This is a genomic window from Wolbachia endosymbiont of Ostrinia scapulalis (assembly GCF_023559145.1).
GTDB lineage: Bacteria > Pseudomonadota > Alphaproteobacteria > Rickettsiales > Anaplasmataceae > Wolbachia.
Genome location: NZ_CP096926.1, coordinates 499,788 through 525,603, shown reverse-complemented (window position 1 = coordinate 525,603; position 25,816 = coordinate 499,788). Strand labels below are relative to the sequence as shown.

25 protein-coding genes and 1 pseudogene are annotated in these 25,816 nt (G+C 33.8%); 18 read left to right on the top strand and 8 right to left on the bottom strand.

The genetic code is table 11. The annotated features are described in order from the left end of the window. Window positions 1-729: 729 nt before the first annotated feature. The 3 genes from M1L26_RS02685 to M1L26_RS02675 form a co-directional block, all read right to left on the bottom strand. Window positions 730-2,055 carry an IS4 family transposase gene (locus M1L26_RS02685; RefSeq protein WP_250120086.1) on the bottom strand — a complete coding sequence of 442 codons (1,326 nt, stop codon included), beginning with the start codon at window positions 2,053-2,055 and terminating at the stop codon, window positions 730-732. 65 nt (window positions 2,056-2,120) lie between these two features. Beyond that, complete coding sequence (locus M1L26_RS02680; RefSeq protein ID WP_250120373.1) at window positions 2,121-2,573, bottom strand: hypothetical protein; 453 nt, start codon at window positions 2,571-2,573, stop codon at window positions 2,121-2,123. Window positions 2,574-2,814: 241 nt separating this feature from the next. Beyond that, window positions 2,815-3,174 carry a hypothetical protein gene (locus M1L26_RS02675; RefSeq protein WP_211908048.1) on the bottom strand — a complete coding sequence of 120 codons (360 nt, stop codon included), beginning with the start codon at window positions 3,172-3,174 and terminating at the stop codon, window positions 2,815-2,817. A 159-nt stretch (window positions 3,175-3,333) separates the two neighbouring features. Between M1L26_RS02675 and gap the strand changes: the two genes are divergently transcribed. The 10 genes and pseudogenes from gap to M1L26_RS02625 all read left to right on the top strand — a co-directional run bounded on the left by gap (window position 3,334) and on the right by M1L26_RS02625 (window position 11,268). Further along, a complete protein-coding gene (gene gap / locus M1L26_RS02670) occupies window positions 3,334-4,305 on the top strand; it encodes a type I glyceraldehyde-3-phosphate dehydrogenase (protein WP_211908049.1) in 972 nt (323 codons plus the stop codon). 3 nt (window positions 4,306-4,308) lie between these two features. Next, window positions 4,309-5,067 carry a twin-arginine translocase subunit TatC gene (tatC, locus tag M1L26_RS02665; RefSeq protein WP_250120372.1) on the top strand — a complete coding sequence of 253 codons (759 nt, stop codon included), beginning with the start codon at window positions 4,309-4,311 and terminating at the stop codon, window positions 5,065-5,067. A 134-nt stretch (window positions 5,068-5,201) separates the two neighbouring features. Then, a complete protein-coding gene (locus M1L26_RS02660) occupies window positions 5,202-6,014 on the top strand; it encodes a nucleotide-binding protein (RefSeq protein WP_250120371.1) in 813 nt (270 codons plus the stop codon). A 63-nt stretch (window positions 6,015-6,077) separates the two neighbouring features. After that, window positions 6,078-6,230, top strand: a pseudogene (locus M1L26_RS06455) (IS630-like element ISWpi11 family transposase); the annotation flags it as partial. A 57-nt stretch (window positions 6,231-6,287) separates the two neighbouring features. Then, window positions 6,288-6,653: a hypothetical protein gene (locus M1L26_RS02650; RefSeq protein ID WP_246433208.1), complete on the top strand. Its 366-nt coding sequence runs from the start codon at window positions 6,288-6,290 to the stop codon at window positions 6,651-6,653. A 323-nt stretch (window positions 6,654-6,976) separates the two neighbouring features. After that, window positions 6,977-7,522 (top strand): hypothetical protein, encoded by a 546-nt coding sequence (locus M1L26_RS02645; protein ID WP_246433209.1) that lies wholly within the window; start codon window positions 6,977-6,979, stop codon window positions 7,520-7,522. An 81-nt stretch (window positions 7,523-7,603) separates the two neighbouring features. Beyond that, a complete protein-coding gene (locus M1L26_RS02640; protein ID WP_250120370.1) occupies window positions 7,604-7,984 on the top strand; it encodes a hypothetical protein in 381 nt (126 codons plus the stop codon). A gap of 157 nt (window positions 7,985-8,141) precedes the next feature. After that, window positions 8,142-8,741, top strand: coding sequence for a peroxiredoxin (locus M1L26_RS02635; protein ID WP_250120369.1), 600 nt, complete (start codon window positions 8,142-8,144; stop codon window positions 8,739-8,741). Next, complete coding sequence (gene trxB, locus M1L26_RS02630; RefSeq protein WP_211908290.1) at window positions 8,728-9,675, top strand: thioredoxin-disulfide reductase; 948 nt, start codon at window positions 8,728-8,730, stop codon at window positions 9,673-9,675. The genes M1L26_RS02635 and trxB overlap by 14 nt, the downstream gene beginning before the upstream one ends. A gap of 90 nt (window positions 9,676-9,765) precedes the next feature. Then, window positions 9,766-11,268, top strand: a complete 1,503-nt coding sequence (locus M1L26_RS02625) for an ankyrin repeat domain-containing protein (RefSeq protein WP_250120368.1) — start codon at window positions 9,766-9,768, stop codon at window positions 11,266-11,268. A gap of 142 nt (window positions 11,269-11,410) precedes the next feature. On the opposite strand, the gene ubiB is transcribed toward M1L26_RS02625, so the two are convergent. Next, the gene (gene ubiB, locus M1L26_RS02620; protein WP_019236358.1) at window positions 11,411-12,832 is read right to left on the bottom strand and encodes a 2-polyprenylphenol 6-hydroxylase; all 1,422 of its coding nucleotides are present in this window, start codon (window positions 12,830-12,832) and stop codon (window positions 11,411-11,413) included. Next, a complete protein-coding gene (locus M1L26_RS02615; protein ID WP_211908296.1) occupies window positions 12,829-13,560 on the bottom strand; it encodes a metal ABC transporter ATP-binding protein in 732 nt (243 codons plus the stop codon). The genes ubiB and M1L26_RS02615 overlap by 4 nt, the downstream gene beginning before the upstream one ends. On the opposite strand from M1L26_RS02615, the gene M1L26_RS02610 reads away from it, so the two are divergent. Then, window positions 13,552-14,427 (top strand): zinc ABC transporter substrate-binding protein, encoded by an 876-nt coding sequence (locus M1L26_RS02610; protein ID WP_211908298.1) that lies wholly within the window; start codon window positions 13,552-13,554, stop codon window positions 14,425-14,427. The two genes, M1L26_RS02615 and M1L26_RS02610, sit on opposite strands and share 9 nt — an antisense overlap. A 367-nt stretch (window positions 14,428-14,794) precedes the next feature. On the opposite strand, the gene M1L26_RS02605 is transcribed toward M1L26_RS02610, so the two are convergent. Further along, complete coding sequence (locus tag M1L26_RS02605) at window positions 14,795-15,091, bottom strand: hypothetical protein (protein WP_211908300.1); 297 nt, start codon at window positions 15,089-15,091, stop codon at window positions 14,795-14,797. Between the two features lie 957 nt (window positions 15,092-16,048). Then, window positions 16,049-16,249: a 50S ribosomal protein L33 gene (gene rpmG / locus M1L26_RS02600; RefSeq protein WP_012481745.1), complete on the bottom strand. Its 201-nt coding sequence runs from the start codon at window positions 16,247-16,249 to the stop codon at window positions 16,049-16,051. Window positions 16,250-16,397: 148 nt separating this feature from the next. Here rpmG and M1L26_RS02595 point away from each other — a divergent pair, with 148 nt between their 5' ends. The 5 genes from M1L26_RS02595 to M1L26_RS02575 all read left to right on the top strand — a co-directional run bounded on the left by M1L26_RS02595 (window position 16,398) and on the right by M1L26_RS02575 (window position 23,270). Continuing rightward, complete coding sequence (locus M1L26_RS02595; protein WP_211908302.1) at window positions 16,398-18,155, top strand: Rne/Rng family ribonuclease; 1,758 nt, start codon at window positions 16,398-16,400, stop codon at window positions 18,153-18,155. A gap of 73 nt (window positions 18,156-18,228) precedes the next feature. Continuing rightward, the gene (gene dnaK, locus M1L26_RS02590; protein WP_250120367.1) at window positions 18,229-20,142 is read left to right on the top strand and encodes a molecular chaperone DnaK; all 1,914 of its coding nucleotides are present in this window, start codon (window positions 18,229-18,231) and stop codon (window positions 20,140-20,142) included. Between the two features lie 72 nt (window positions 20,143-20,214). Further along, entirely contained in the window at window positions 20,215-20,499 is a 285-nt protein-coding gene (locus M1L26_RS02585) for a BolA family protein (RefSeq protein ID WP_250120366.1), read from the top strand. 7 nt (window positions 20,500-20,506) lie between these two features. Continuing rightward, entirely contained in the window at window positions 20,507-21,739 is a 1,233-nt protein-coding gene (metC, locus tag M1L26_RS02580) for a cystathionine beta-lyase (RefSeq protein WP_211908306.1), read from the top strand. Next, window positions 21,708-23,270 (top strand): Mur ligase family protein, encoded by a 1,563-nt coding sequence (locus M1L26_RS02575; protein WP_250120427.1) that lies wholly within the window; start codon window positions 21,708-21,710, stop codon window positions 23,268-23,270. The genes metC and M1L26_RS02575 overlap by 32 nt, the downstream gene beginning before the upstream one ends. A gap of 367 nt (window positions 23,271-23,637) precedes the next feature. Here M1L26_RS02575 and miaA read toward each other — a convergent pair whose 3' ends face one another. After that, window positions 23,638-24,522: a tRNA (adenosine(37)-N6)-dimethylallyltransferase MiaA gene (miaA, locus tag M1L26_RS02570; RefSeq protein ID WP_010407423.1), complete on the bottom strand. Its 885-nt coding sequence runs from the start codon at window positions 24,520-24,522 to the stop codon at window positions 23,638-23,640. Between the two features lie 75 nt (window positions 24,523-24,597). Here miaA and M1L26_RS02565 point away from each other — a divergent pair, with 75 nt between their 5' ends. Together M1L26_RS02565 and M1L26_RS02560 are read left to right on the top strand one after the other, a co-directional pair. Then, window positions 24,598-25,068: a hypothetical protein gene (locus M1L26_RS02565; protein ID WP_250120365.1), complete on the top strand. Its 471-nt coding sequence runs from the start codon at window positions 24,598-24,600 to the stop codon at window positions 25,066-25,068. A 147-nt stretch (window positions 25,069-25,215) separates the two neighbouring features. After that, window positions 25,216-25,803: an L-threonylcarbamoyladenylate synthase gene (locus M1L26_RS02560; protein WP_006013379.1), complete on the top strand. Its 588-nt coding sequence runs from the start codon at window positions 25,216-25,218 to the stop codon at window positions 25,801-25,803. Window positions 25,804-25,816 lie beyond the last annotated feature (13 nt).

Sequence of the window (25,816 nt, the reverse complement as noted above, 5' to 3'; positions counted from 1 at the left end):
CCCAGTGTCAAGCACTGGGATGACATCATAGACACGCAAAGCTACTTGTTTCGAAAACAGTATGTTAAACTAATTTTGCCCGAACACAAAGGCAGTGCTTGACGCTGTTTACTATGCAAATTGCCACAATGTTCGTACAGCTGTGACTGAAATGATAAAAAGAGGATAATTAAAGGATACCATTTATTGTTTTAGCAAATTTGTACAGCTACGTACTTTATTTGCACATTCTTCTGAACAGATACGCAGCGAAAAAAAATGCTTAACACAAAAAAATGGATGCTGTATAGTGCTAACAATTAAGTATAATATTTACCGTGGTGTAATACTACACTACCTTTTTTTACTTCAACAAGTAATCATTATTATTTTTTTCTCACTACCAAGTAGCTTACGTTCATTTGTATCTACCATGAAGCCAATGCTAAAATCCAGAAAAAAGACCAGTGAATGGCAGGCGCGAGCATTATACGTATACAGTTGTATGAACGTTGTTTACCATGAGGGCGCCATCCCAGCACTGGGATCCATATTGTAAACAAGCGTTTGAGTTATAATAAGCTGCCATTCACCGGTCTTTTTTCTGAATGCAGTTTACATGATAACAAAAAGGTACTGAGATTAAAGATTACCTTCAAATTACAATACTATTCTAATTTTATTTTTAAAGGAGGCTATTATGTCACTTACTGATATCGCTCACCGTGTTAATGAACCATACGCGTCAAGTTAAGAGATTGTGAGCAAATTTAGAGAGGTTAAAGTGGATACTCTAGCCCTTCTACGTTTGTCTTTTAATGAAAATAGCGACCAAGTTATAGTGAGTTTTTTAAGAAATGCTTTTAAACTATTAATTTTGGTTAATACTAAAAATAACTCTCTAACCCGCCTTTTTAGCTCAATAAATGCCTTTGTTAAGCTAAGTTCTGTATTCTTTTTCACTTCTGTGCAACCAACTATGCCGTGAAATATAAGAATTGCGCACAATTTAGCATATAGTTCACATAATACTCTGCATGGCTTTCCTTTTAGCTTATCAAGCCTGATATAGCTTTTATACAATTTAAATAATAACTCAATTTGCCACCTTACTCTGTAAATCGTTAATACTTGCTCAGCACTAATTTTATTTTCTGGAACATTAGTTATAAATATTGACCAGTTCAACAATTTTTGATTTCTTTTAGAGGATGTATATCCCTGCGATCTTGCTAATCTATTAGCTTTCCTTCTTCTGGCCATAGACTGTTCTTCAGTTAGTTTCTGACATATAATTCTTACTCTAATTTTTGCTTCTTTTCCTAACAATACCTCGTTTTCTAAAAATAACTTATCCTCTAAACATTCTAATAACTCCATTTTTTGATTTGTTTCTACATCATATATGTTGGTATCAGATTTATAACGACTTATGAAATAAGCTCCTATTTCATTGATTTGTTTAAAAGAACTTGGCACAAAATAACCGAGATCAGATATTAGCAAATCATTGCTTAATATATTACTTAAATGTTTCCTATATCCCTGGTCTGATCTTACCCCCTCCGTTAAATTAAGTTGGTCTATTATCTGATTCATGTAGTCGAAAACTAATTGTAACTTTATTCCAGACTTAGTATTGCTTTCATAGCCACTGTAGCTAGTACCATAACCTTTATACATCTCTTCCATACTGTTAGGTAGAGTAATATAGCTACTGTCCAATAATTTAACACTATTAAATTGCTGTAAGATTTTGCAATCAACTTGCAAGATATTTTTAAAGAGAATCACAGATTCATTATACATCCTTTTCATAAATTCCACTGCTTCTTCAGTAAATCTAAAATCCAAACCTTGTTTTGTTATATCTATCGAGTCCTCGTTTAGTAATTGACACATTGTTTCTACGCTACAATTATCAACTCCTATATTACCCAAGACCATGGCTTTTACGAATGATGAACCTTTTAGCTTTCTCTTTCTTTTTATAAACCTTGTTGTAATTGAGATTTTCTCTGCTTTTTCATTAAAAAATTCTTTGAGCTTTTTTGATAAGCAAGTTATTTTATTCATTGGTTCTCTCACTAAAAGTATATCTGGGAGAACTTATACCTTATTATTCTATCTCTTTCATACCTTTATTTCCTTAACTTGACGCGTATGGTTATACCTAATACTCCAATTGAGGTGATAATCCTTAGATTTCTCTCTTCCATTTCTCTCACATGCGCCTCATATTGTATTGTAGCTTCTGCTAACGCTAACCCAATACTATTTGGTTGCTGTGGAATCTGATTTACTCGCCCTAACTCTTGTGAAGTTTTCCCTCCAATACTTTTGACGGCATCTTCTAAGTCTAACAATGATCTGTTATTTAACCTTACGTTATCTTGACTATCACAAAGGATAATGTAGTCTAAAATTGTCATTCTCAGGTCACTCATTTCTATATCATCATTAATATGATCTTTTAATTCATCGATAATCTTTAATGCTCGCTCTTTCATATCTTTTTCTTCTTCTGCATTAATTGGTGCAAGTATGAGAAAAATTATTCCAAGCAACTCTTGTTGTAAGTTTTTTAAATCCATAATAATTATCATTAATATTGAGTTAAATAATATGGTACTATAGTTACTTAATCAAGTTAATTATTAAGATATTAAAGTATAAGATACCAAAGAGTAATATCCTTAGCCGTAAAATACAAAAATAACTGACGGGTTCTTTATAATTAGAAATATTAAGGAATTTACTAAATAAAAAAGGTAAAAGAATGTTATCTACTTTTCAGAGTCAGCTATTTAGCTAACTCTGAAGAGTAGGAAAGAGCTATATGCTCTGTCCTTGAATATTTGTTTGTTCAATAGTAGTACTTTCCAAATTTTGTAAAGATTCAAATTCTTCTTGCATATCCAGTATGTCTTCTATTACTTGCTGATCTTCATCTTTTTCTTCTAATTGAAATGCTGCTGCTTCTTGAGGTGTTTCTAGCAGTTTTTTTAATATTTCTGTGCGCAGTTTCTCTGTTATTGATTTCCACTGTAGCATTACTAGCATTTCATTGTGCAGCACTGACATTTTCTGTAGTGTTTTCACTTTTTCTGACAGTCCTTTATTTTCTTTTTGCAATGCTTCTATTTTTCTTTGCTGATACTGATTATCTGAATTTGTCATTGGTAATCCATGCATAACCTACTTCAAGTTAAAATTTAGATATTATTAATTAAGTGATACAGTTTCTTTAGTCAAGATAAGCATCAATATATTATAACATTAGGATTAACAACCAAAAGAATAGAATGAAATATCAGGCAATATCCTCTATAATTAAACTTTTAAGATGGAAAAATGACAATTCGTGTAGGAATTAATGGTCTTGGTAGAATAGGCAGAAGTGTATTGCGTGCTATTTTTGAAGTAGAAAACTATAGCGAGCAAATAGAAGTTGTGGCGGTAAATGGGTCGCTCAGTGCTGAGCAGCATGCACATTTGATTAAATATGACTCTGTTCATGGCAAATTTAACGGCGATATTGATTTTAACGAGTCTGAAAATTGGCTATCTATAAATGGCAGGAAATTTTCTTTATATAGAGAACGTAGCCCTGAAAATATTCCTTGGAATGTTGATGTAGTGCTTGAATGCACTGGTGCATTCAACAAGCGTGCGGAAGCAGCAAAGCATAATGCAGAGAGAGTAATTGTCTCTGCTCCAGTTTCAGATGCTGATGTAACTGTAGTTTACGGCGTAAATAACGATATGCTAAAAAAGGAGCATAAAGTGATCTCAGCAGGTTCTTGTACTACAAACTGTCTGGCTCCGATTGTACACGTTTTACACTCCAATTTAGGCATAAAAAGCGGTTTTATGACCACTATACATGCCTATACGAATGATCAAAATATTCTTGATGGCAACCATAGAGACTTACGTAGGGCAAGAGCTTGTGGCCTTTCTATGGTGCCAACTACAACTGGAGCAGCAAAAACAATTGGTTCTGTCATTCCTCAGTTAAAGGGTAAGCTAGATGGTACTGCTATTAGAGTTCCGGTTAGCAACGTTTCTATGGTTGATTTTAAATTTTTAGCTGATAAGAGAGCAACAACTAAGGAAATAAACGAAATATTTAAGAATTCAGCAAATCATGTGCTTTCCGTATGTAACGAGCCTTTAGTTTCAATAGACTTTGTCCATAACCCTTATAGTGCAATTGTGGATTTAGCTGGTACATATGTCACAGGTGATATCTGTAGAGTTGCAGCGTGGTACGATAATGAATGGGCTTTTTCACTGAGAATGTTAGACATAGCGTTATTGTAAAGTATGAACGAAAACTCACAAAAATATGCTTCATTTTATGAGCACTTTGCGGAACTTAGAAAAAGGGTTATTTTTTGCTTTCTATTTTTTTGTGTTACCTTCGGGTTTTGTTACTACTTTAAAGAAAATATATACCGCTTTTTACTTGCACCTTTAATAGAAGTTACAAAAGATAGCAATGATTTTTCTCTAATCTATACAGACTTAACAGAAGCGTTTTTTGTATATCTCAGGGTTGCAATAATGAGTGCACTGTTGTTTTCTTTTCCTGTGTTTGCATGGCAATTCTACATATTTCTAGCACCTGGCTTATATAAAAGAGAAAGGGCAGTGTTATTGCCATACTTAATTGCAACACCGGTTTTGTTTGTAACGGGAGCCGCTATAGTTTACTACTACATATTTCCCTTAGCCTGGAAATTTTTTATTGCTTTTGAACATAGCGGTAAATCTTTCGGTATACCAATAGAGTTTATGCCATCAGTTAGTGAATATTTAGACCTTGTTCTTCAATTTATGTTTGCATTTGGCACTGCATTTCAAATTCCAGTTATACTCACCTTAATGGTAAGAGTAGGGCTAATCACTGCACAAAGTTTGTCAAATAAACGGAGAATTGCGATAGTGGTAATTTTCATTATTGCTGCAATCTTAACTCCACCTGATGTACTAAGCCAAGTAGGGCTTGCAATTCCAATGTTGGTATTATATGAGCTCTCTATCCTGATATGTAGATATATTGAGAAGAAAGCAAAGGATTGAATCAAGAATATTATTTATAAACAAAGAATGAGCACCGGAGCACTTTTTCTTGAACATTGAAGTGGGATTATGTAAACTGCCCTTATTGATTTTTTAGTAGACGCCAAGTGAATTAAAATATTACGAGGTGTGTTATGATAATAGTTGTTGGTGGTCAAAAAGGTGGTACTGGTAAAACGACCATAGCCACAAATATAGCGGTGATGCGTGCTAGGGAAGGTAGAAATGTCCTTCTCTATGATCTTGACCCATTAATGCTAGCTACCTTGTGGGCATCCCTGCGAGACAAGGACAAAAGTTTACCGAAAATTAACAGTATTCACAAGGTGTTAGGCCAAATTAACATTGGTGTAGTAATCAGAAATGAGCTACAAGCTTTACAGTCCAAATATCAAGATATTATTGTTGACGCAAGAAGAGCAGATGAAACTTTAAGGGCTGCCTTATCATTAGCTAATCTAGCTATATTTCCCATTAATCCATCTGGGATTGATATGTGGACGTTTGACACTCTGAGCAACTTAGTTAACGGTACTCAAAGTTGTAATAAAACCTTTAAAGCAAGAGTGCTATTTAATGGAGTACACACCAATCCAGGTGCAGCTAAAAAACACATTGAAGAATGTGATGATTTTTTAAGTGAATTTGACAACTTAACAAGGTTCGATAGTTTTTTAAGTTGGCGAGCTGCAGTTCAAGACGCCTCTGGCGAAGGTATGGCAATTGTTGAATATAAACCATTAGATTTAAAAGCAATTAGGGAAATTGAATCTGTTTATGAGGAAGCCTTATCTACTGTTAGAAAATCAGAGCCAGCACAGTCAGTGTTAAGGTTGCCACCTAGTTTACATCAAAAATTGAGGGAAATAGCCTTTATAACAAAAGATACAGTTTCTAACATTGGATTCAGGGTTTTAACGGAATACATTAAAACTTTAGAGAAATAAGAAACCAATCAAATCCTAATAGTCGGAACATGATGGAATAGGTAAAGTAGCGAGGAGATGTGAATGCCAGCAGCATATAGTTATGATTTAAGGAAAAAAGCATTGGATGTAGGGGAAAGTAGAGCATTTGTAGCCAAGAGGTTTAAAGTTAACATTCTATGAATGGCAAAAAGGTGCAAGAAAATAGGCGATTTTAAATCAAAATATAGATCCAATAGAGCGTGATTGATATCTTGCTAGTAATAGTGTAACAGCTTTTATTAAGATATTTTTTTGCCATACGGCAGCAATAACAAAATTAGAAAATTGATGGCTGAATATGTTGGCATTGATAAACAGTATATTATGCTTCAAGCAATATTTACTTTAGTAGCTTCTACAACTTTTTTTAGTATAGCTTCTCCTTGGTGCTGTGTACCAACAGCAGTATTTGCACTTGCTACGTGTTTCTTTGTTAAAAATGATGTACATGCTGCATTTTCTGCAAAAGAACTTTCTCCTGAGTTTGCCGAAATTATTACTGAAAAAGTAGTAAATAATGTTGAGCTCAATGCAGAAGACAACTCTCAATCGAGAAGCTACTTGTATGAGACTGTGTTATATAGCGAAACTAGATTTCACTTTTACACACCTAGATAAGGGATAACAGCAGACACTAGAATGACAAAATCGTTATTCTGCTACGCATTATCGCCGTGTAACTATAGCTATATATGAACTAAAAAAGTAATACTCACTAGATCTTAATATTTTAGATCTATATTTCAATAAAATATTACAATTAGTATGCATGATCCATTTAAAAGTGAGGATTATAAAAAAATCTTGATTCTCTGATCAAAGCTATAAAGCTAGGAAATTCAGAGAAACAATATGATAAAACAGTAACAGATTTATCTCATGCTTTAGAGGGTTTTACAGATAAGGCAGAAGATGTAGCTAAGCTTGTTATACGTGATGACTTGAATAATTGTATAAAGAAGGCAAATAAAAAGCCATTAATTCTTAGGATATTCAATAGAATATTAGGAAGAGATGTTTCGATTAGGAATATAAGTAATTTTATAAAAGATAAATTGCCTCCTTCAACTGCTAGAACAGCAATCGAATATACAGATGTTATTCAAAAAATTTCAGATTTAGAGCGAATAGAAAGAAGTCAAGATAAATATAGGTCATATGGAATAAATTTAGAAAATAGACAGCAAAAGAAAAATCTCTTATATGAGCGAGAAGATTCAGGTTATGGAGGTTCATTAAACGAAGATCCTGAGTATGAAGAAATATCAAATTATCAAGAGGAAAAAAGTAAATCTTTAACAAAAGATTTGCGTAATCTACAATCAATTAAAGAAGAGCCGATTTATGCAACAATCTCTAAAGAACATATAGAAGCAAAAAGAGAACATAGGAAGAAACAACAACTTCAATCTCTTGCACCACCAAAACCACCAAGAGTACCACAAGTACCAGAGAAAATGTTTACTATCAATCAAAAAATTAGATAAGAACCGAAAAAAGATAAACCTGCAGTACCACCAAAGCCTAAAGATTTAGGCGAAAAAGTAAGCACAGAGCAAAAAATAGTAGTGGAAAAATCAGCTGAGAGTAGCCCTACACTACCACTAAAATCTGAAAATCAAGATGGTAAAGAATCAGCAAAAAAAGCTGATGGACCAAAAGTACTAGTAGTTGCTATGAAAAAAGAAGTGACTCGCGAGAGTAGTAAAGTAAAGGCATTAAAAGAAAGATTTGAGCGAAATCAAGTAAAGAACGTGTTGCCTGCTGAAAACAAAACTGCTTCAGTAACACAAACGGATATCAGTGTGAAGAGAAAACAATCTCTTTCATTTCCAGTGGGGAATAAAAAATCTTCGATCAACCATCTTGCCAGCAAAAATTTACCTTCCACGAATGTAAGTGTAAAAGAAATGGTTAAAAAATTTGAAGGGAGAAAAGGTGAAAGATAGTAATATTTGGGTATTTCCCTACTCATAAAAATTAGCTCTTATCATAACATTTTTACAGCCATAAGAGGAAGTTTTTATAGGATTGGGGCTAAAGAAAACTTGCATGTAAATGTATCAAGGTATAAAATTATAAATATTAAGAATGAATAGGTTAGTTATGAATCTTGTAACAAAATCCGCTGTCGATTTTACTGCTTCGGCTGTTCTTGCTAGTGGAAAAATAGTTGATGATTTCTGTTTAAGTAAACATATAAAGGATAAGTATGCTGTCCTTTTTTTCTATCCACTTGATTTTACTTTTGTCTGTCCAACTGAGTTGATATCATTTAGCAACAAAATAGAAGATTTTTCAAAACGTAATGTTGAAGTGATAGGAATAAGTATAGATTCAAAATTTTCACACTATAAATGGCGAAACACTCCAGTTAATGATGGTGGTATTGGAGAGGTTAGCTACAATTTAGTGTCTGATATCAAAAAGTCTATATCAAGAGACTATGGGGTCTTATATGATGACTCAATTGCACTAAGAGCAACTTTTGTTATTGATGATAAGTTTGTTGTACGTCATCAATCGATAAATGATTTTCCTTTAGGGCGTAATATCGATGAGTTTATTAGAATTATTGATGCAATAAAACATAATGAAGAGCATGGTGAAGTATGTCCAGCAGGGTGGAAAAAAGGTAAGCCAGCAATGCAGGCAAGCGATGAAGGAGTGGCTGATTATCTAAACTCACACAGTGCAGAATTATAAATTGAGTACAAAAGTTCTTATTATTGGATCTGGAGCAGCAGGTTATGCTGCTGCTATATATGCAGCACGTGCAAATTTAGAGCCAATTGTAGTAACAGGAATGCAACCTGGTGGTCAGCTTACAATTACTACGGATGTTGAAAACTATCCAGGTTTTATTTCTATACAAGGTCCAGAACTCATGGAACAAAAGAGGTTGCATGCAGAGAAGGTGGGGGCAAGGATAATAGATGACGAAATAAAAAGCGTTGAACAACTTGAGGATTCTAATAAGTATAGATTTAGATCTTGTGGTAATGCTAGTGACTACTATTCGAATGCAATTATAATCGCAGCTGGTGCGCAAGCGAAGTGGCTTGGCCTGGAGAGTGAAAAGAAATTTCAAGGTTACGGAGTTTCGGCATGCGCAACTTGTGATGGTGCATTTTTTAGAAATAAAGTTGTAGCTGTGGTTGGTGGTGGAAATACTGCTGTTGAAGAAGCAATATTTTTAACTCGATTTGCTAAGAAAGTTATACTGATACACAGGCGTGATAAGTTAAGAGCAGAGAAAGTAATGCAAGACAGGCTCTTTAAAAATGATAAGATAAAGGTAATATGGAATCATACCGTAGAGCAGATTCTTGGAGAAGAAAATCCTAAAAAAGTTACTGGCATTACAATTAAATCAACAGACATCAATAAAACCCAGGAATTGAAAGTAGATGGAGTGTTCATTGCAATTGGGCATGCACCAAATACAGGTATTTTTAAGGGCTTTGTTGAAATGGATCAGCAAGGTTATATAATTACGAAACCTGGAACAACTCTAACCAGTAGGGCAGGGGTGTTTGCTGCTGGTGATGTTCAAGATAAGGTATATCGCCAGGCAGTAGTTGCCGCAGGAACAGGGTGCATGGCTGCACTTGATGCGGAAAAGTTTTTGGAATCATAATTAATTCTAAAATTTTTAACTAAATTACTTGCAATTTTCTTTGTTTTTTTATAATTATGTCAATAAATTATAGGTTGGGGAGAATTTAGTATGCTTTCGAGAAGTAATGTAGATTTTGGAAGAAGGGTTGTTAGTGATGTAGGATTACGAGCTCAAAATCAAACAACTTCAGGACAATCAACAACAAAATTATTTGAAGCTATTTATGATGAAAATCTAGGAGATTTTGAGCGAGCTCTGGAAGAAGGTGCGAATGTTAATACGTTTAATGAAGAAGGCATGACACCTTTGATATCTATAATTAGTAATTTATCTTCAGGCTCTGGAGCAGAGAAAGAATATCAGAGTATGATTAGGTTACTTCTACTTCACCAAAGCATAGATGTTAATATTCATGAAAAACGTGATGGCAATACAGCTTTGCATCTAGCAATGTGTTTTCTTCAAAAGAAAGTGTTACAACTCTTACTAAGTCATCCGAGAATAAGTATTTATCTACAAAATAAAAGTTTTCAAAATCCTGAGCAATTTGTTAGAACAAGTTGTGCTAAGTATTTGATAATAGAAATACAAAAAGCAAAAACAGGAAAAGAATTATTAAATGCTCTTTCTAACAGAAATATTGACCAAGCAAAAAGACTATTGAATCAAGAACTCAACCCTAATTGTTGGAAAAGAAATTCAAATGGAGAAATAGAAACACCACTTAGCCTGATTATCAAATCATGTTTACAAGGAATAACACAAGAAAATGAAGAAGTATTGACTAAACTTTTAAAACATAAGGAGCTAGATTTTAGTCAAATAAAGCCAATACCAGCTATAGAGCAAAATTCACGATTGAAGCAAATCATTGAGCAAGTTATGAAGGAGCGATTAACTGATGCTATTAATAGAAAAGATTTGGATGATGTAAAAGAATTAGTAGAAAATAATTGCTTTATGAATGATCAAATTGTTATTGAGGTGCTTAAAAGTTTTAATCCTGTCAGAGAATATCTAAATGAAAAATTCCCTACAAGTGCAGAGCAACCTGTAGCAAATACACATAATGTTCAACCAGCAATAAACGATGAGTTTATTGCTCGAGAGTTGCAGCAGCTCGAAAACCTTAGAAATGAACTTGAAAGAACAAAGGCTCGACTTACTAGAGAAAAAAGTCAACTTGAAAACCTTAGAGATGAGTTTGAAAGAACAAAAACTCAACTTAGAAAAAAAGAGCAAGAGCTGAATAAGGCCGTAAGTGAAAGAACAAGAGACACTAACAAAATTTCACAGTTAGAAAGGGATTTTAGGCAAGAGAGATTAGAACTTCAAGCTCAAAATCAAGACTTAAAGAACAAAAACAGAAAACTTTCAGAAGCAAACATTTATAATAGAAGGCAAAGTAACTATGCCTCTGCTTCTTTTGTGTTATCTGGAGCGTTTGCTGTTGGTACATGTTTAACAATATCGAATTTAGAAATATGTATTTCACTTGCTGTAGCTGCATCTGTTTTCATTGCAATTGGGTGCTACTGTTCATATAAAGCAAGTACAGTACTGAGTGATGTGACAAGCACTGAATTTGGTAATGTTATCAGTTTAAGATAGAGTTAAGGTTTTTACTTCTTCTCTAAACTCTACTGAAAGTTTTATACATCCTGAAAATACCTTGATAATTCGAGTGAATGTGAACCTGAGTGGTTTCAAGACTTAAATAGTTGTTGTAAACTTGCTTTTATTATCTTTTAGTTCAAGAAATTAAAAGTTTAACGATGAGAATTATAATTACAGACCAAAGTAAAAAGTAGGCTTTTCCATTTGATTTATTTTTCACCTGTAATTTTTTGTCAGCTATTAGGTTTAATTTTTCTATAAGGCTAAATATTCCTTGGATTGTTTTGATGGGATAAGAGCTTTTAATTTTTTCCCTATACCCTATTTTACTTTCATGTTGACTGTTTATCCATGTTTCAACTACTTTCCACATATTGATTTCTGGATAGACTTTCCTACATGTTCCTTCTAATAAAATCATAGTTTTCTGCAGCAATAACAATTGTGTTTGAACTTTCATATCAAAATCACCAGTTATTTTTAATAGCTGAGTAAGTAATCGAGCAAATGAAATCTTCTGTATAGGCTGTCCAACAATGGGCTCACCTATTGCTCTGCAAGCTGTAACAAAATTTCTATGCTGTGATGGAACATAACCGGCTCTAAAGTGCATTTTTGCAACGTGATCATAATCCCTATTTAAAAAGCCTTTGAGTATCTCTATAACGTAATAGCATGTCTCACGATCTATTCTACCCATGATTCCACAATCCAGGGCAATAATATTGTTATTACTATCGATCATTAAATTTCCAGGATGCATATCAGCATGAAAAAAACAATCCCTATATACCTGATTACAAAAAGATTCTATAAGATTGATAGCTATTTGCTTTCGGTTATTCAGCTTTTCAACTTCGTATATTGGTATAGCTTCCATCCATTCTAATGTTAAAACCTTTTTTGAAGTTCTACTCCAATCTATTTCAGGTACGTAGAAACCTCTGTCATGTTTAGTATTTTCCTTCAGTTCCGAAGAGTGGGCAGCCTCAAAACGTAGATCTAACTCTAATCGGCAAATTTCAGCAAAAGTTTTGACTAATTCAACTGGCTTCAGCCTTTTTGATTGTTCGCTAAATTTTTCTGCAATTTCTGCAAGCCAAGAAAGCATTTTTATATCCCTTGAGAATGTTTTCTCAATATTTGGCCTCAAAACCTTTACAGCAACTTCCTTACCCTCAATTGTAACTGCTCTATGCACCTGAGAAATTGATGCTGCTGCAATTGGCTTTTCAGAAAAACTTGAAAAAATGTCGCTTAATTTACAATTAAACTCACTTTCTATAGTTTTAACTGCTATTTTATACGAAAATGATGGCAATCTATCACATATCAATAGCAAGTTATTTGTTATGTCCTCATTTAAAATATCAGTGCGTGATGAAATGGATTGCCCAAATTTAATGAACACCGGACCTAATCTTTCAAGAGCACGCTTTAGTTTATGACCTTGTATTTTATTTATTGATTTTTTTGATGGTGGAAGTAAATAAGGTAACACATTGTAGCGTGTTAGCACTGTAGTTATTTGCAGAAGACGTAGAATATTTTGAATCATTTCGCTGCGTAACTGCCAAATATTTCATTTATCTCCATAATTTCATCAGGTTTACCTTGATAATAGATAGTATTATTTATGCAAATTATGTAATCTGAGGATGGTAGAGCAGAGTTAAGGTCATGAGAAGTCATGAGAATCGATACTGATCGTTCTTTTGCGATTTTATTTATAATATCATAAAATTTAGCTCGTGCGTTAATATCCATTGCACTGACTGGCTCATCTAAAATGATCAAATCAGATTCTGAAATTAAACAGCGTGCAAGCAGCAGTAATTGTGTTTGTCCTGCAGAGATTTCTAATACTTGATTTTTTAGGATGTTACCGATACCAACCAATTCTATTGCTTCTGTAACAATGGGTTGATTTTTCTTCAATTTCTTCGAGGAGCTATTGAAAAGGAAAGACTCAACTGTTATTGGCATCAAATTACCAATACTAAAATTTTGTGGCATATAGCTAATTTTTATATTGTCAGCGAATACAATACTTCCAATAAAACCTTTATTTATACCAGCAACTGCTTTCACTAAAGAGGTTTTACCTCCGCCATTTGGACCAAGTATTGTAACTATATCTCCTCTTTGTACTGATATGTTGATATTATCAAGAACTTTTTTATTACCGTATGAAAGAGTAAGGTTTTCTATTTTTAGAATGCAGTTATTGACACCACTTAATTTTTTGGCAAAAATTGACTTCTTCTCAACATTTATATGAGACATTTACTGTTTTTTTTTCTATTACTTTTATTTACATTATACTACAATAGTGCCTTTTCATCCAATTTAAAAATTGTAGCTACAATCAAACCTATACACTCACTTGTAGCTTCTGTTACAGATGGAATTTCAAAGCCAGAACTACTAATGTACGAAGTAGTGTCTGAACATAACTACATGCTCAGGCCTTCAGACGCAAGTAAATTAGAATCTAGTAATATTATATTTTATATCGATGATTCTTTGGAAACATTCATTAAAACTTTCGCTAAAGAAAATAAGAAGTTAATACCGCTATCAAGTGCAATCGATCTACTTCCTGCTCGACCACATTCATTTTCTAGTCACATTCAAGATGAAAAAGATTTGCATATTTGGCTGAGTCCTGAAAATGCAAAAAGTATGATACTTTCTATCAGTGCAACATTATCTAATATAGATAAAGAAAATGCCTATCGATACAATACTAACGCAGAGGAGGCTATAAGAAAGATAGACCAAGAAGTAGAAAAAATTACGAAAGAATTGGATGAGTTAAAAAATCAAAAATACATAGTTACTCACGATGCTTATCAATATTTCGAAAAATATTTTGATTTAAGTTACCCAAGCGCCGTTCTTTCTATAGAAGAGGATTCTTACATAGGTATGAAGAGTTTAATGAAATTAAAAAAGGTAATGAAAGAGGAAAACGTTAAATGTATTGTTTCTCATTCACGAGAGGATAGCATAAAGCCTAATGTCTTTTCTAGTGACGTAAAAATGGTGATTCTTGATCCTATTGGATCAGATGTAGAGCCTGGAAAGGATGCATATCTAGATATAATCAGCAGCATTGCACAAAATTTCAAGTCTTGTTTCACTGAGTAATGAGTTCTTTTATCTATTCAGATAGCATTGCAAACTTAGTGTTTTCTATTCCAATCACAACTATACCGACATTATCTACCAGAAGTATATCATCCCAGTCTGGGATTCAGTTAAGTTGGTAAGCATAAAAATATTATGTTAAAGCACAACGTTCTTGATGAGACTAGGGCAAGCCAATGTCAGCTACTTGAATGACACCATTTGCTATGCCCTCAAAAATGAATGCTCGTACAGCTGTGTGCCAGCTACTTGCATCTGCTATTTTTACTCATAATTATCTTGCCTGAACGAACTTAATTTCAAGTAGTTAATTATAGAAATAATCGTATAAAAAAAAGAAGATAACCAATATCTTCTTTTACTCTAATTAAAAAGACATTGAATTGTAATTGTCTATTTCATCTGATATAAGCGATAATTTTATGCTCTCAAAACGGAGATTACTTGCAATATCTGTTAACTGTTCACTAAGTGTTACTTTTTCTGGTGAATGGTGTTCAGGAGCTTTTAATTTTCTATTACAGTCAGCCTTACACCAAGATCTATTAATTTTTGTCAAGAAATCATTACCCTCGTATTTATTTTCACACTGTCTGTGGCACAAATTAAGTAAATCAACACCATGCACTGTCAATGAAGCAGAATCTTGTGTAAATTTTACCATAATATACTCCTTAATCTTATTATATCTATATTAACATATAAATGTGAATATTATACTCATATAGTTACTTTTTATGGCAAGTGGTTTTTGGTTATTTTCTAAACTTTCTTTATAAAAACCATAGGCGCCTATTGGTTTTTAGCTAAAGTAAAGATCAAGTATCTGGCATACTGGACATAAAATCCTCCTGTGTAAAAAAGATTAGAAAAAAAGTGCGGCGCACATACGACAGAGATTAAGTATGTGTGTGCACCCACGTACGCTGAAGAAGATACGCCACATTTTTTAATGAGTTTGATTGTTTAATGAAAAAAGTCTGCAGATAAAGATAGATTTTGAGCTCTTAAAATATCTTTGAATATGATTATAGTCAGATTTAAAATATGCGCAAGCAATTTTTTTCTGTAAAAGTTTAACAAAAGAATTCAAAAGTTTGTGAACAACCTCTAAGTGTATGGTCACAGAGTGTGATGGTATATAGACTATCTGGATCATTTAAAGTGTCAGATCAAGTCTTATTTAATAAATTGAAGAACTAAGTTGTTGATAACTGACCTTTAATTTTTATAGGGGCACTTTCGACTTCTTTAGTAAGAACATACTATAAGAACTATAATTATGTGCATTTATACATAATACTGTGGGTAATTTTTTAAAATAAAAAGAAGTAGCCTATCTAGTACCTTTAGTGTACATTAAAAACAGTAAATTTATACTAAAACTTCTACACTTGCCAAGCTTTCTAATGACTTTTTTCCATTTAAGCAATAAAAAGGCCAGATCAGGACAAAAACGCTACCATTTTCAGCCCTTATTCAGGTGGCTCAATCCCCATAACTTATACAAGTTACCGTAATCTTTCAAAACCTCAAATAGACTTTCTCTAATGCAAAACAGTATAACTAGTGAGCAATAAGCTACACTCCTTTTAGCTGTAAGCTTTGCATGATAATATACTTACTTTAATTTTTCTTCTTTAAATAATACGTGTCTTCTGACCACTGGGTCATACTTTCTAAACTCGAGCTTCTTGGGAAGGTTCTTAGGATTACGTTTTTTTACACAAAAATAGCCTGTTAGTTTCTCTTCTCCAGTTTTTGTTGTTTTGGTTGCGGTGCTAACTAGCTTGACAAGCAAAGAAGCATTTTTTTTCGCCATAATTGTAGTGATATAATAAATTCTATGCAAGTTTAGAACGCAAAACACTGAAAGTCAACCCAATAATGCAGGTCGCAAAATTCTTGACAATCAATAATATATTAAGTAGTATAAGAACATTTCAGAATGAAAAGCAGACGGTAAATAAGTGGCAAGTGATGGCAAAAGGTTATTATTGATAGAAAGTACTACCTGTTCTAACGAGGTAAGGGTTGCCCTACTAGTTAATGGTAGGGTTGTAGAGTTTGAACAAGAATTCAAGGAAAAAAGACAATTAAGAGGTAATATATACGTTGCTTATGTAAAGCGTATAGAGCCTGCTTTGCAGGCCGTGTTCATTGAGTATGGAAAAAATAAGCAAGGTTTTTTGTCTTTTTCTGAGATATCTCTAAATTACTTTAATATTCCAGAAAAAGAGAAGGAAATTTTCCCTGACGCAGGCTATTCGAGCGATGTGGACTGTTCAAATGATAATTGCACAGAAGAAGGCCTAGATTCTACAGCTAGTAATGAATCCAGCAGTGGTTTTGTGAGGGAGGTACCTTTACATAGAAAATATAAGTTACAAGATGTGATTTCAGTAAATCAAAAGTTATTGGTTCAATTAACTAAAGAAGAACGAGGAAATAAAGGAGCTTCATTTACAACATACGTAACTTTGGTTGGTAGATACTGTGTTTTCATGCCCAATTCCATAAGTAGGGGTGGAGTATCTCGCAGAATTGAAGATACCAACGTTAGAAAACAGTTAAAGGATATATTAAATTCAATAAATTTACCAAAAGGCTCAGGTTTAATAGTAAGAACTGTTGGTGCAGGAAAAAGTAAGAAAGAAATTGAGCAAGATTACGATAATTTGACCTTATTATGGCAAGATATCCAGCAAAACTTCTCTTCTTTAAATGTTCCATCATTAATTTACAACGAAGCAGATGTAGTTATGAGATCTGTACGTGACTTTTGTAGTAATGATACAGAAATTATAGTATCTGATAGAGAAGTTTGTGAAGCGGTAAGAAAATACACTAAAAATGTGTTACAAGGAAAATTACGTCCTAGATTATATAGAGGTTCTGTTCCAATCTTTACTTACTATCGAGTCGAAGATCAAATTTCTGAATTATATAGCAATAGAGTAGAATTACCATCTGGTGGGTCTTTGGTGATAACCTTAACTGAGGCATTTGTTTCAATAGACGTAAATTCAGGGAAAATGACAGGAGAAGATAACATAGAAAAAACAGCTTATAGAACTAATATGGAGGCATTATCTGAAATATCAAGGCAAGCGAATCTCAGGGGCTTATCAGGGTTAATAGTTGTTGATTTTATTGACATGTTGAAACTTGAGTATTGCAAAAATGTTGAATTTGCTATCAAGCAGGCGTTTAAAGATGATAGAGCTAAAGTTCAATTTAGCTTTATCAATGACTTTGGTTTAATGGTCTTTTCAAGACAAAGAATTAAACCAAATATACAGGAAATTAATACTACAGAGTGCTTACGCTGTAAAGGTATTGGAAGAGTGAAATCAAACGAAGTGGTTGTTGCATCGATACTAAGGGATTTGCAACATATTGCTAATAAAAATCAAAATAAGTCCTTTGATTTAATAGCACGCAGTGCAGTTATAGCGCACATTTTTAATAATAAGCGTGATATGGTTTCTACAATCGAAAAAGAGTTCAATATTACATTAAATGTTAGTATTGATAATAGTTTAGATGCAGATACATTTATTTTAAAGCAAGGAGACCATATTAATTTTAATGATTATAAGCCATTGCAGAATTCTGGATGTCAAATTGTGAATAGCAGGGATAAAGAAGCTGGTAGTTCAGATAAACTACCGGGCAACTTTTGGTTAACTAAATGGCTTTCGCGCCTTTTGGGCTCTAACAACTAAACGGGACTTGTAATTAACGAGTTTTATACTTATATATTTTACATCAGATAATATTTAAAAGGGAGTATTCATTATGGGAAGAGCAATAGGTATAGATCTTGGAACAACAAATTCTTGTGTTGCAATAATGCAAGGCAAGGATGCAAAAGTAATCGAGAATAAAGAAGGAGCAAGAACTACTCCGTCTATAGTTGCATTTACTTCGTCTAGAGAAAGGTTGATTGGTGCTCCAGCAAAAAGGCAAGCAACTACCAATGCAAATAATACTTTTTTTGCAACTAAGAGATTGATAGGTCGCCAATATAGCGATCCTGAAATGAAGAATCTAGGTGTACCGTATAAGGTATTTGCAGCAAAAAATGGTGATGCATGGGTTAAAACAACTGATAGTAAAGAATACTCTCCTAGTCAAATTGGTGCATTTATACTACAAAACCTGAAAGAAGCAGCTGAGGCTTATCTTGGGGAAAAAGTAAAGGATGCTGTGATAACAGTGCCGGCGTACTTCAATGATTCTCAACGTCAAGCAACAAAAGATGCAGGAAAAATTGCTGGATTAAATGTCCTCAGAATAATTAACGAACCAACTGCTGCAGCACTTGCTTATGGTCTTGATAAAAAGCACGGACACACAATAGTAGTGTATGATCTTGGTGGTGGTACATTTGATGTTTCAGTTCTTGAAATAGGTGACGGAGTTTTTGAAGTAAAGGCTACAAATGGTGATACTCACCTTGGAGGGGAAGACTTCGATAATGCAGTAGTAAATTATTTACTGGGTGAATTCAAGAAAAGTAATGGCATTGATTTGAAAAACGATCCAATGGCTATGCAAAGAATCAAAGAAGCTGCAGAAAAAGCAAAGGTAGAATTGTCAAGTGCAATGGAAACAGAAGTAAATCTACCGTTTGTTACAGCTGATGCAAGTGGCCCAAAACACTTAAATATGAAGCTAACAAGAGCAAAGCTTGAAAGTTTAGTGAATGATTTAATTGAAAGGACTATAATTCCTTGCAAAAAAGCTCTTGAAGATGCTGGTTTGTCTGCTAGTCAAATTGGTGAAGTAGTTCTTGTTGGTGGCATGACTCGTATGCCAAAAGTCATAGAGAAAGTTAAAGAATTCTTTGGCAAAGATCCACATAGAGGAGTTAACCCTGATGAAGTTGTAGCAATTGGGGCTGCAATACAAGCAGGAATTATTCAAGGTGATGTAAGAGATGTGTTACTACTTGACGTAACTCCACTTTCTCTTGGTATTGAAACTCTAGGGGGAGTGTTCACTCCACTTATTGAACGTAATACTACTATTCCCACAAAAAAATCTCAGGTGTTTTCAACTGCAGAAGATAACCAAACAGCCGTTACAATTAAGGTACATCAAGGTGAAAGAAAATTGGCGATTGATAATAAACTGCTTGGTCAGTTTAGTTTAGAAGGAATACCACCTGCTCCTCGCGGGGTTCCTCAAATTGAGGTGACATTTGATATAGATGCAAATGGAATAGCGCATGTTTCTGCAAAGGATAAAGCTACTGGAAAAGAGCAAAAAATACGTATTCAGTCTTCAGGTGGTTTATCGGAGGATGAAATAAATCGGATGGTGAGAGAAGCTGAGGAAAAAGCACAAGAAGATGAAAAGCGTAAGAAATTTATTGAAGTGAAGAATCAAGCGGATAGTTTAGTTCATTCTACAGAAAAATCTCTAACAGAATATGGTGATAAAATTTCTCCAGAAGATAAATCTGCTATTGAAAATGCAGTTAATGAGTTAAAGGAAGTGAGTAAATCTGACAACATTGATGATGCTGATTCAATACAACAGAAAGTTACTAACCTCTCTCAGTTATCTATGAAACTTGGAGAAGCTATGTATAAGGAATCTCAACAACAACAAGGTGGAGAAAGCTCATCCACAACAAATAATGAGGAAGAAAAAGTAGTAGATTCTGATTATCAAGACATGGATAATAAAGAAGAGAATAAGTAATTCGATTGTCATCCCAGTGCCCAGATACTGTGGGATGACAAGAGGAGCGTATTGTTGCTTAAAGGAACTATTGTGGATATTATTAAGACAATAGAAGAAAAATTACGCGATTCAATAGGTGTAATTGATATTAATATTATCGATGAATCAGCAAAGCATGTAGATCATTATTTTGCTTCTTCTTCGACACTACCTTCACATATCAAATTAGTATTAATATCTAACGACTTTTCTGGAATGAGCTCTTTAAAGAGGCATAAATTGATCTATGAATTATTAAAGAGTGAAATAGAGCGATTACATGCGATTTCTCTTCACTTGTATACGCAAAGCAAATACAATCTAAAAAATAAATAATAAAAATATGAACGAAGAGTCTTTATTAGTTAAAGCAGGAAGAAAATTTAATGATTATAAAGGGTCGATGAACCCACCAGTTTATCATTCTTCTACTATATTATTTCCTACTTACAAGGACTACTTAAATGCAGCAAATGGAGAAAGTATATACGATGTAATCAATGATGGTGTTGCAAGGGATTACAGTTACAGTAATGTTGGTACGCCTACTGTTCATTATTTTTCAAATGCACTGGCTGAAATTGAGGGTAGGGGACAAGCACTCATCTACCCTTCTGGATTATTTGCACTTACTTTTGCTATTTTGACTTTCACTAAAGCAGGTTCACATGTCCTGATACAAGATAATAGTTATTATAGGCTAAAGAGATTTGCCGAAAATGAACTACCAAAAAGAGGAGTAGAAGTAACTTTTTATAATCCGACACAGGATATAACTGATTTAGTTCAGAGTAATACTTCACTCATCATGATTGAGACTCCTGGTTCTATAACGTTTGAGATTTCAAATATAGAGCATATAGTAAAAGTTGCTAAAGCACGTGGAATCGTAACCGTTTGTGACAATTCATGGGCCACTCCTTTGTTGTTTAAGCCGCTTGATTATGGAATTGATGTTGCACTATACGCGGTGACAAAGTATCTAGCCGGTCACTCAGATCTAGTGATGGGAGCTATGGTTGCTGAAAGTAAAATTTTTAAATTGCTTTATGAGAGCTATAAAAATTATGGAGTCACCATTCAATCGCATGACTGTTACCTTGCACACAGGGGACTTAGAACACTGCAAACACGCATGAGGAAGCATCAAAGTACAGCAATGCAAGTGGCAAAGTGGCTGGAAAAACATCCAAAAATCAAAAAAGTCTTATACCCCGCACTTTTTTCCTATTCTCAGCATGATTTATGGAAAAGTTATTTCAAAGGGGCAAGTAGCGTATTTAGTATAGTACTCGATAGAGAATATTCATGTGAAGAACTAGGCTGTATGGTTGATCACATGAAAGTTTTCGGCATCGGTGCTTCTTGGGGAGGATGTGACAGTTTGATACTACCAATAGGTCATAAATCTATGTCGAGATCTGTCATGAATTCAGATTATGGTGGAAGTTTTGTGCGAATATTTTGCGGACTAGAAGATCCTGAAGATTTGATTTTTGACTTGAATACTGCATTAATAAGACTGCCATGTTCAAGTGTTAAAGATGATTGTGAGACTGAAAGAGCTACTGCATAACATTGTAAATACTGACTTTGATATTGAAATCAAAGGCGTCACATGTAATCCTAAGACAGTTAAAGAAGGTTACCTTTTTGTTTGTGTGTCAGAAAGGAGTAAAGAACACGTAACATGTCTTCCTAATGGATGTGTACACAACTGTGTAGACGTTGTAATACAAGGGGCCAAGAAAGATGTCATCCCAGTGCTCAGGCACTGGGATCCAGAAAATTTGATTGTAAACAAGCATACTAGACAATTGTATAATGAAAACTGGATTCCAGTGTCAAGCACTGGAATGACAAGTACTCCAAGTTTTGCAGTGCTTTACCATTCGGACCCTCAAGGAATATACAGTGAAATAGTCAGCAGGTTTTATCAATTCAAACAACCTAAATATGTTGCTGCTGTAACTGGTACGAATGGTAAAACTTCAGTGGTGGAATTTTGTCGCCAGATTTGGCAAGATAATGCAGCGTCTATAGGAACACTGGGAACATGTGTCAATAATAATAGAAAAGATAATAGCCTTACAACGCCAAGTGCAGATGATCTTTATTCCACATTGCGTGACATAAATAATAAGAACGTAGAACACTTAGCATTAGAAGCTTCAAGCCATGGAATCGATCAATACAGAATCCATGGACTCAGGCTCAATGCTGCAGCTTTTACTAATTTCTCTCAAGATCATTTGGACTATCACAAAAGTATTGATGAGTATTTTGAGGCCAAGAAAAGGTTGTTTGATGAGGTATTGCCAAAAGAAAAAACAGCGATTTTAAATGCAGATATAGGCGAATATGGAGAGTTGCTCAACATAGCTGAAAAGCGTGGCAACAAAGTTATAACCTATGGAAAAAAAAACTCTGACATTACTTTATTAAAGCAGATACCCACTGCCAATGGTCAATACCTGACAATTCAAGTCGGTGATGAAATTTATAACGCATTTTTTCCGATTTTTGGGCAATTTCAAGCATATAATTTGTTGTGTGCAATCGGTATAGTTATTTCATCTGGTATGGACTATCAAAGAATGTGTATAGATAAACTCGCTTATCCATCTGGAAGAATGGAAAAAGTGAACACTTTTGCATTTGTCGATTACGCTCATACTCCAAGTGCACTCAAACAAGCTCTGTTGTCTTTAAAATGGCACTTCAATAAAAAGATAGTTCTAGTGTTCGGTTGTGGCGGGAATCGTGATCAAACAAAACGTGCAGAGATGGGTAAAATAGCACAAATGCTTGCAGGTAAAGTTATAGTCACAGATGACAATCCGCGTGATGAAGATCCGGGGAAAATTCGTCACGATATTTTGTTACATTGCCCTGATGCACTGGAGATAGGAGATAGAAAAAAAGCTATAGAGAAAGGTATAAATATAGCACATGATGAAAATATGATTCTGCTAGTTGCAGGAAAAGGACATGAAAGATTCCAAATAATAGAAGGCCAATCCCTTGAATTTAGTGATGTTGAAGTTATTAGAGAGGGCCAAAAATTTGCTACTGCTGTTTTGCTCTCTCCTTCATCCAACGCCTGAATGGCTTTTTTCCTTAAGTCATAACTGTACGCTGCTGGCATTTTTACCTTCTTGTTACACTAAATCACTATCTTATCTTGTTCCTACTATTATGAGAAGAGCTATACAAGGATATGAAAGTGGAGATTGTGGTTACAAGATTAGTGAGAGAATATAGAAAAATTGAGGATGAAATATTGCGTGATATAGTTCATTTAGTGATAAAGGCTCTTACAGGTATAGTAGCGCTTCATAAGTAAGAATATTTTTACAAAGAATTTAATAATCACAATTTAGGCAATGATGAAAGTTCTTTAAGAAAAAAGTTTAATACTATCAAGAAAAGTTTGCATAGGCATAGCAATATAATACATAATAATTAAAATATCTAAAATTCTGTCAATTTATTTGCACAGTCAATCACTTGAGAATTCGGAAATTGATTTTTAAACCAAGTGTACTGGCGTTTTGCATAATGCCTTGTGTTTGTTTGAGCAATCTGTATTGCTTCGTCTAAAGTAATCTCCCCTTTTAAGTATCTTATAATTTCTGGTACTCCATGTGCTTTCATAGCTGGCAAATGTGGAGATGGGTTCATGCTAAGTAGGTTTTTTACTTCATCAATTGCTCCATTTTCAACCATTTCAATAAAACGAGAATTTATTTTTCGGTATATATCCTCACGTTTAGGTAGAATTGTATATACCTTAAAATTATTGAACAAAGGAGGCTGTCTATTTTCTTGCCATACAAAGATTGTCTTGCCAGTTTCAGTGATAACTTCAAGTGCTCTTGAGAGGCGATGTGAGTCATTAATAAATATTTTACCTTGAATCCTTGGATCTTTGCTTAGCACTAATTTGTAGAATTCCTCTTTACTTAAATTTTTCCTAAGTTCATTTACGTTTTCTCTCACTTCCTGGCTTATTTGTGGAATCGATGATAATCCCTTGATTAAGCTGCTAATGTAAAGCCCACTTCCTCCAGTGATGATGGGTATTCGTGAATTTTTCAGCGCGTTGTTAACTTCCCTCTTTAAATCCTCTAGCCATAAACCTACGGAATAATTTTCTCTTGCTGAAACATAACCGTATAGCCTATAAAATTCTTTCTGCTTTGGTGGTTGAGCAGTAATTACGGGAATCTCTTTGTATACCTGCTTTGAGTCACAGTTTATTATGCTAATGTTTTTATACTTTTTTATCAAGTTATCGCATAATTCTGATTTACCTGAGGCTGTAATTCCTGTAATAATTACTATATTATCCTTCATTCATATTAATATAACTAACCTATGATAGGGTGTAGTAAAAATTTGGATTCTACAATCTAAAATTTGGAGACTTTTATGGCAGAAAATGATAACGATAACTCGTTTACTAAGCGTTTTACAAATAGGACCTCTAATGAGACAAGAGGAGGTTTTTCCAGTAAGTATTCATCTCAAAATACCAAAGAACATGCACTAGGAGCAAAAGGAAAAATTTCTGAATTGGCAAACAAAAAAGCTGAAGCCAAGGAAGCTTTTTCTGAAAGTGGCGGCATAAAGAGTAAAAGCAGAACTATCAACGAAAGATCCTTTGCTGATGCAACAAGAAGAAGTAGATCAGATCTCATATATCTAGTTCGTGGTAAAGATCGAGGAAGATCAGCTTGGCACTATGTATTAATTGATAAAGATAAAAGAGAAATGTTTCTGGCAAAAAGTAGAACTGGCTCTATAGATGTTGCAGATTATGGAGAGATTTTATATTCAGGATGGGGAGATGATCCACCACAGACGATAGTCGATAAAATTAATGAGGAGTTCGGATTGTAGTAAATCTGTTGTAAAAACGAGCAGTTGCTAATAAAATTTACTGTAAGTATACAACAGATGCGTGCTAGCCATTTCGGTATCTTAATTGCTACCATATAGGGAGATAACGGTAAACCCAGAGCTATTGTAGACATAAGTTTTAGCTATATGGTATTTGAAGTAATAAATGCAATAAAAAATAATTTGTTAGCATGCTTTCCAACAGAGACAGTATATGCTCTTTCTTGTAATGCGCTAGGTAACGAATCTATAGAAAAAATATATCGAATAAAAAAGCGTTCTCAAAACAAGCCGCTCTCTGTATTTGTTAGTAATATTGATAGTTTGATAAATATAGCAAAGGTAAAGGAAGAGTATATCGATTTAATAAACTATTTTTCTCCTGGACCAATGACCTATATTTTACCACTTCAAGATAACAGTATATTACCAAATGAGTTCTTTAAAGATAGTATAGGCATAAGAATTCCTGATCATCCTATTGCGATTTCAATATTAAATGAACTGAAAACTCCAGTAGTTGCAACTAGTATTAACATTTCAGGAGAAAAAAGTATATGCAAAGCAAGAGATATACCTCAGTCTATTAAGCAACACTTATCTGCAGTAATTGAAGATGATGAATTAGTTTCTGGTATAGAATCTACTATTATTGACTTAACTGGAGACAAGATTAAGGTTTTAAGAAAAGGTAAAATTTCATTACAAACAATAAATAACGAATTTTCAAACTAAGATCTATAGGAGA

Excerpts from the sequence above, each read along its gene's own strand:
- M1L26_RS02565 (WP_250120365.1), top strand. The coding sequence starts at position 24,598 with ATGGCAGAAAATGATAACGATAACTCGTTTACTAAGCGTTTTACAAAT.
- rpmG (WP_012481745.1), bottom strand. The coding sequence starts at position 16,249 with ATGGCGAAAAAAAATGCTTCTTTGCTTGTCAAGCTAGTTAGCACCGCA.
- M1L26_RS02615 (WP_211908296.1), bottom strand. The coding sequence starts at position 13,560 with ATGTCTCATATAAATGTTGAGAAGAAGTCAATTTTTGCCAAAAAATTA.
- M1L26_RS02635 (WP_250120369.1), top strand. The coding sequence starts at position 8,142 with ATGAATCTTGTAACAAAATCCGCTGTCGATTTTACTGCTTCGGCTGTT.
- M1L26_RS02685 (WP_250120086.1), bottom strand. The coding sequence starts at position 2,055 with ATGAATAAAATAACTTGCTTATCAAAAAAGCTCAAAGAATTTTTTAAT.
- M1L26_RS02575 (WP_250120427.1), top strand. The coding sequence starts at position 21,708 with ATGATTGTGAGACTGAAAGAGCTACTGCATAACATTGTAAATACTGAC.
- ubiB (WP_019236358.1), bottom strand. The coding sequence starts at position 12,832 with ATGATTCAAAATATTCTACGTCTTCTGCAAATAACTACAGTGCTAACA.
- tatC (WP_250120372.1), top strand. The coding sequence starts at position 4,309 with ATGAACGAAAACTCACAAAAATATGCTTCATTTTATGAGCACTTTGCG.
- M1L26_RS02625 (WP_250120368.1), top strand. The coding sequence starts at position 9,766 with ATGCTTTCGAGAAGTAATGTAGATTTTGGAAGAAGGGTTGTTAGTGAT.
- M1L26_RS02605 (WP_211908300.1), bottom strand. The coding sequence starts at position 15,091 with ATGGTAAAATTTACACAAGATTCTGCTTCATTGACAGTGCATGGTGTT.
- metC (WP_211908306.1), top strand. The coding sequence starts at position 20,507 with ATGAACGAAGAGTCTTTATTAGTTAAAGCAGGAAGAAAATTTAATGAT.
- M1L26_RS02660 (WP_250120371.1), top strand. The coding sequence starts at position 5,202 with ATGATAATAGTTGTTGGTGGTCAAAAAGGTGGTACTGGTAAAACGACC.
- M1L26_RS02560 (WP_006013379.1), top strand. The coding sequence starts at position 25,216 with ATGGTATTTGAAGTAATAAATGCAATAAAAAATAATTTGTTAGCATGC.
- M1L26_RS02610 (WP_211908298.1), top strand. The coding sequence starts at position 13,552 with ATGAGACATTTACTGTTTTTTTTTCTATTACTTTTATTTACATTATAC.
- miaA (WP_010407423.1), bottom strand. The coding sequence starts at position 24,522 with ATGAAGGATAATATAGTAATTATTACAGGAATTACAGCCTCAGGTAAA.
- M1L26_RS02675 (WP_211908048.1), bottom strand. The coding sequence starts at position 3,174 with ATGCATGGATTACCAATGACAAATTCAGATAATCAGTATCAGCAAAGA.
- gap (WP_211908049.1), top strand. The coding sequence starts at position 3,334 with ATGACAATTCGTGTAGGAATTAATGGTCTTGGTAGAATAGGCAGAAGT.
- M1L26_RS02680 (WP_250120373.1), bottom strand. The coding sequence starts at position 2,573 with ATGGATTTAAAAAACTTACAACAAGAGTTGCTTGGAATAATTTTTCTC.
- dnaK (WP_250120367.1), top strand. The coding sequence starts at position 18,229 with ATGGGAAGAGCAATAGGTATAGATCTTGGAACAACAAATTCTTGTGTT.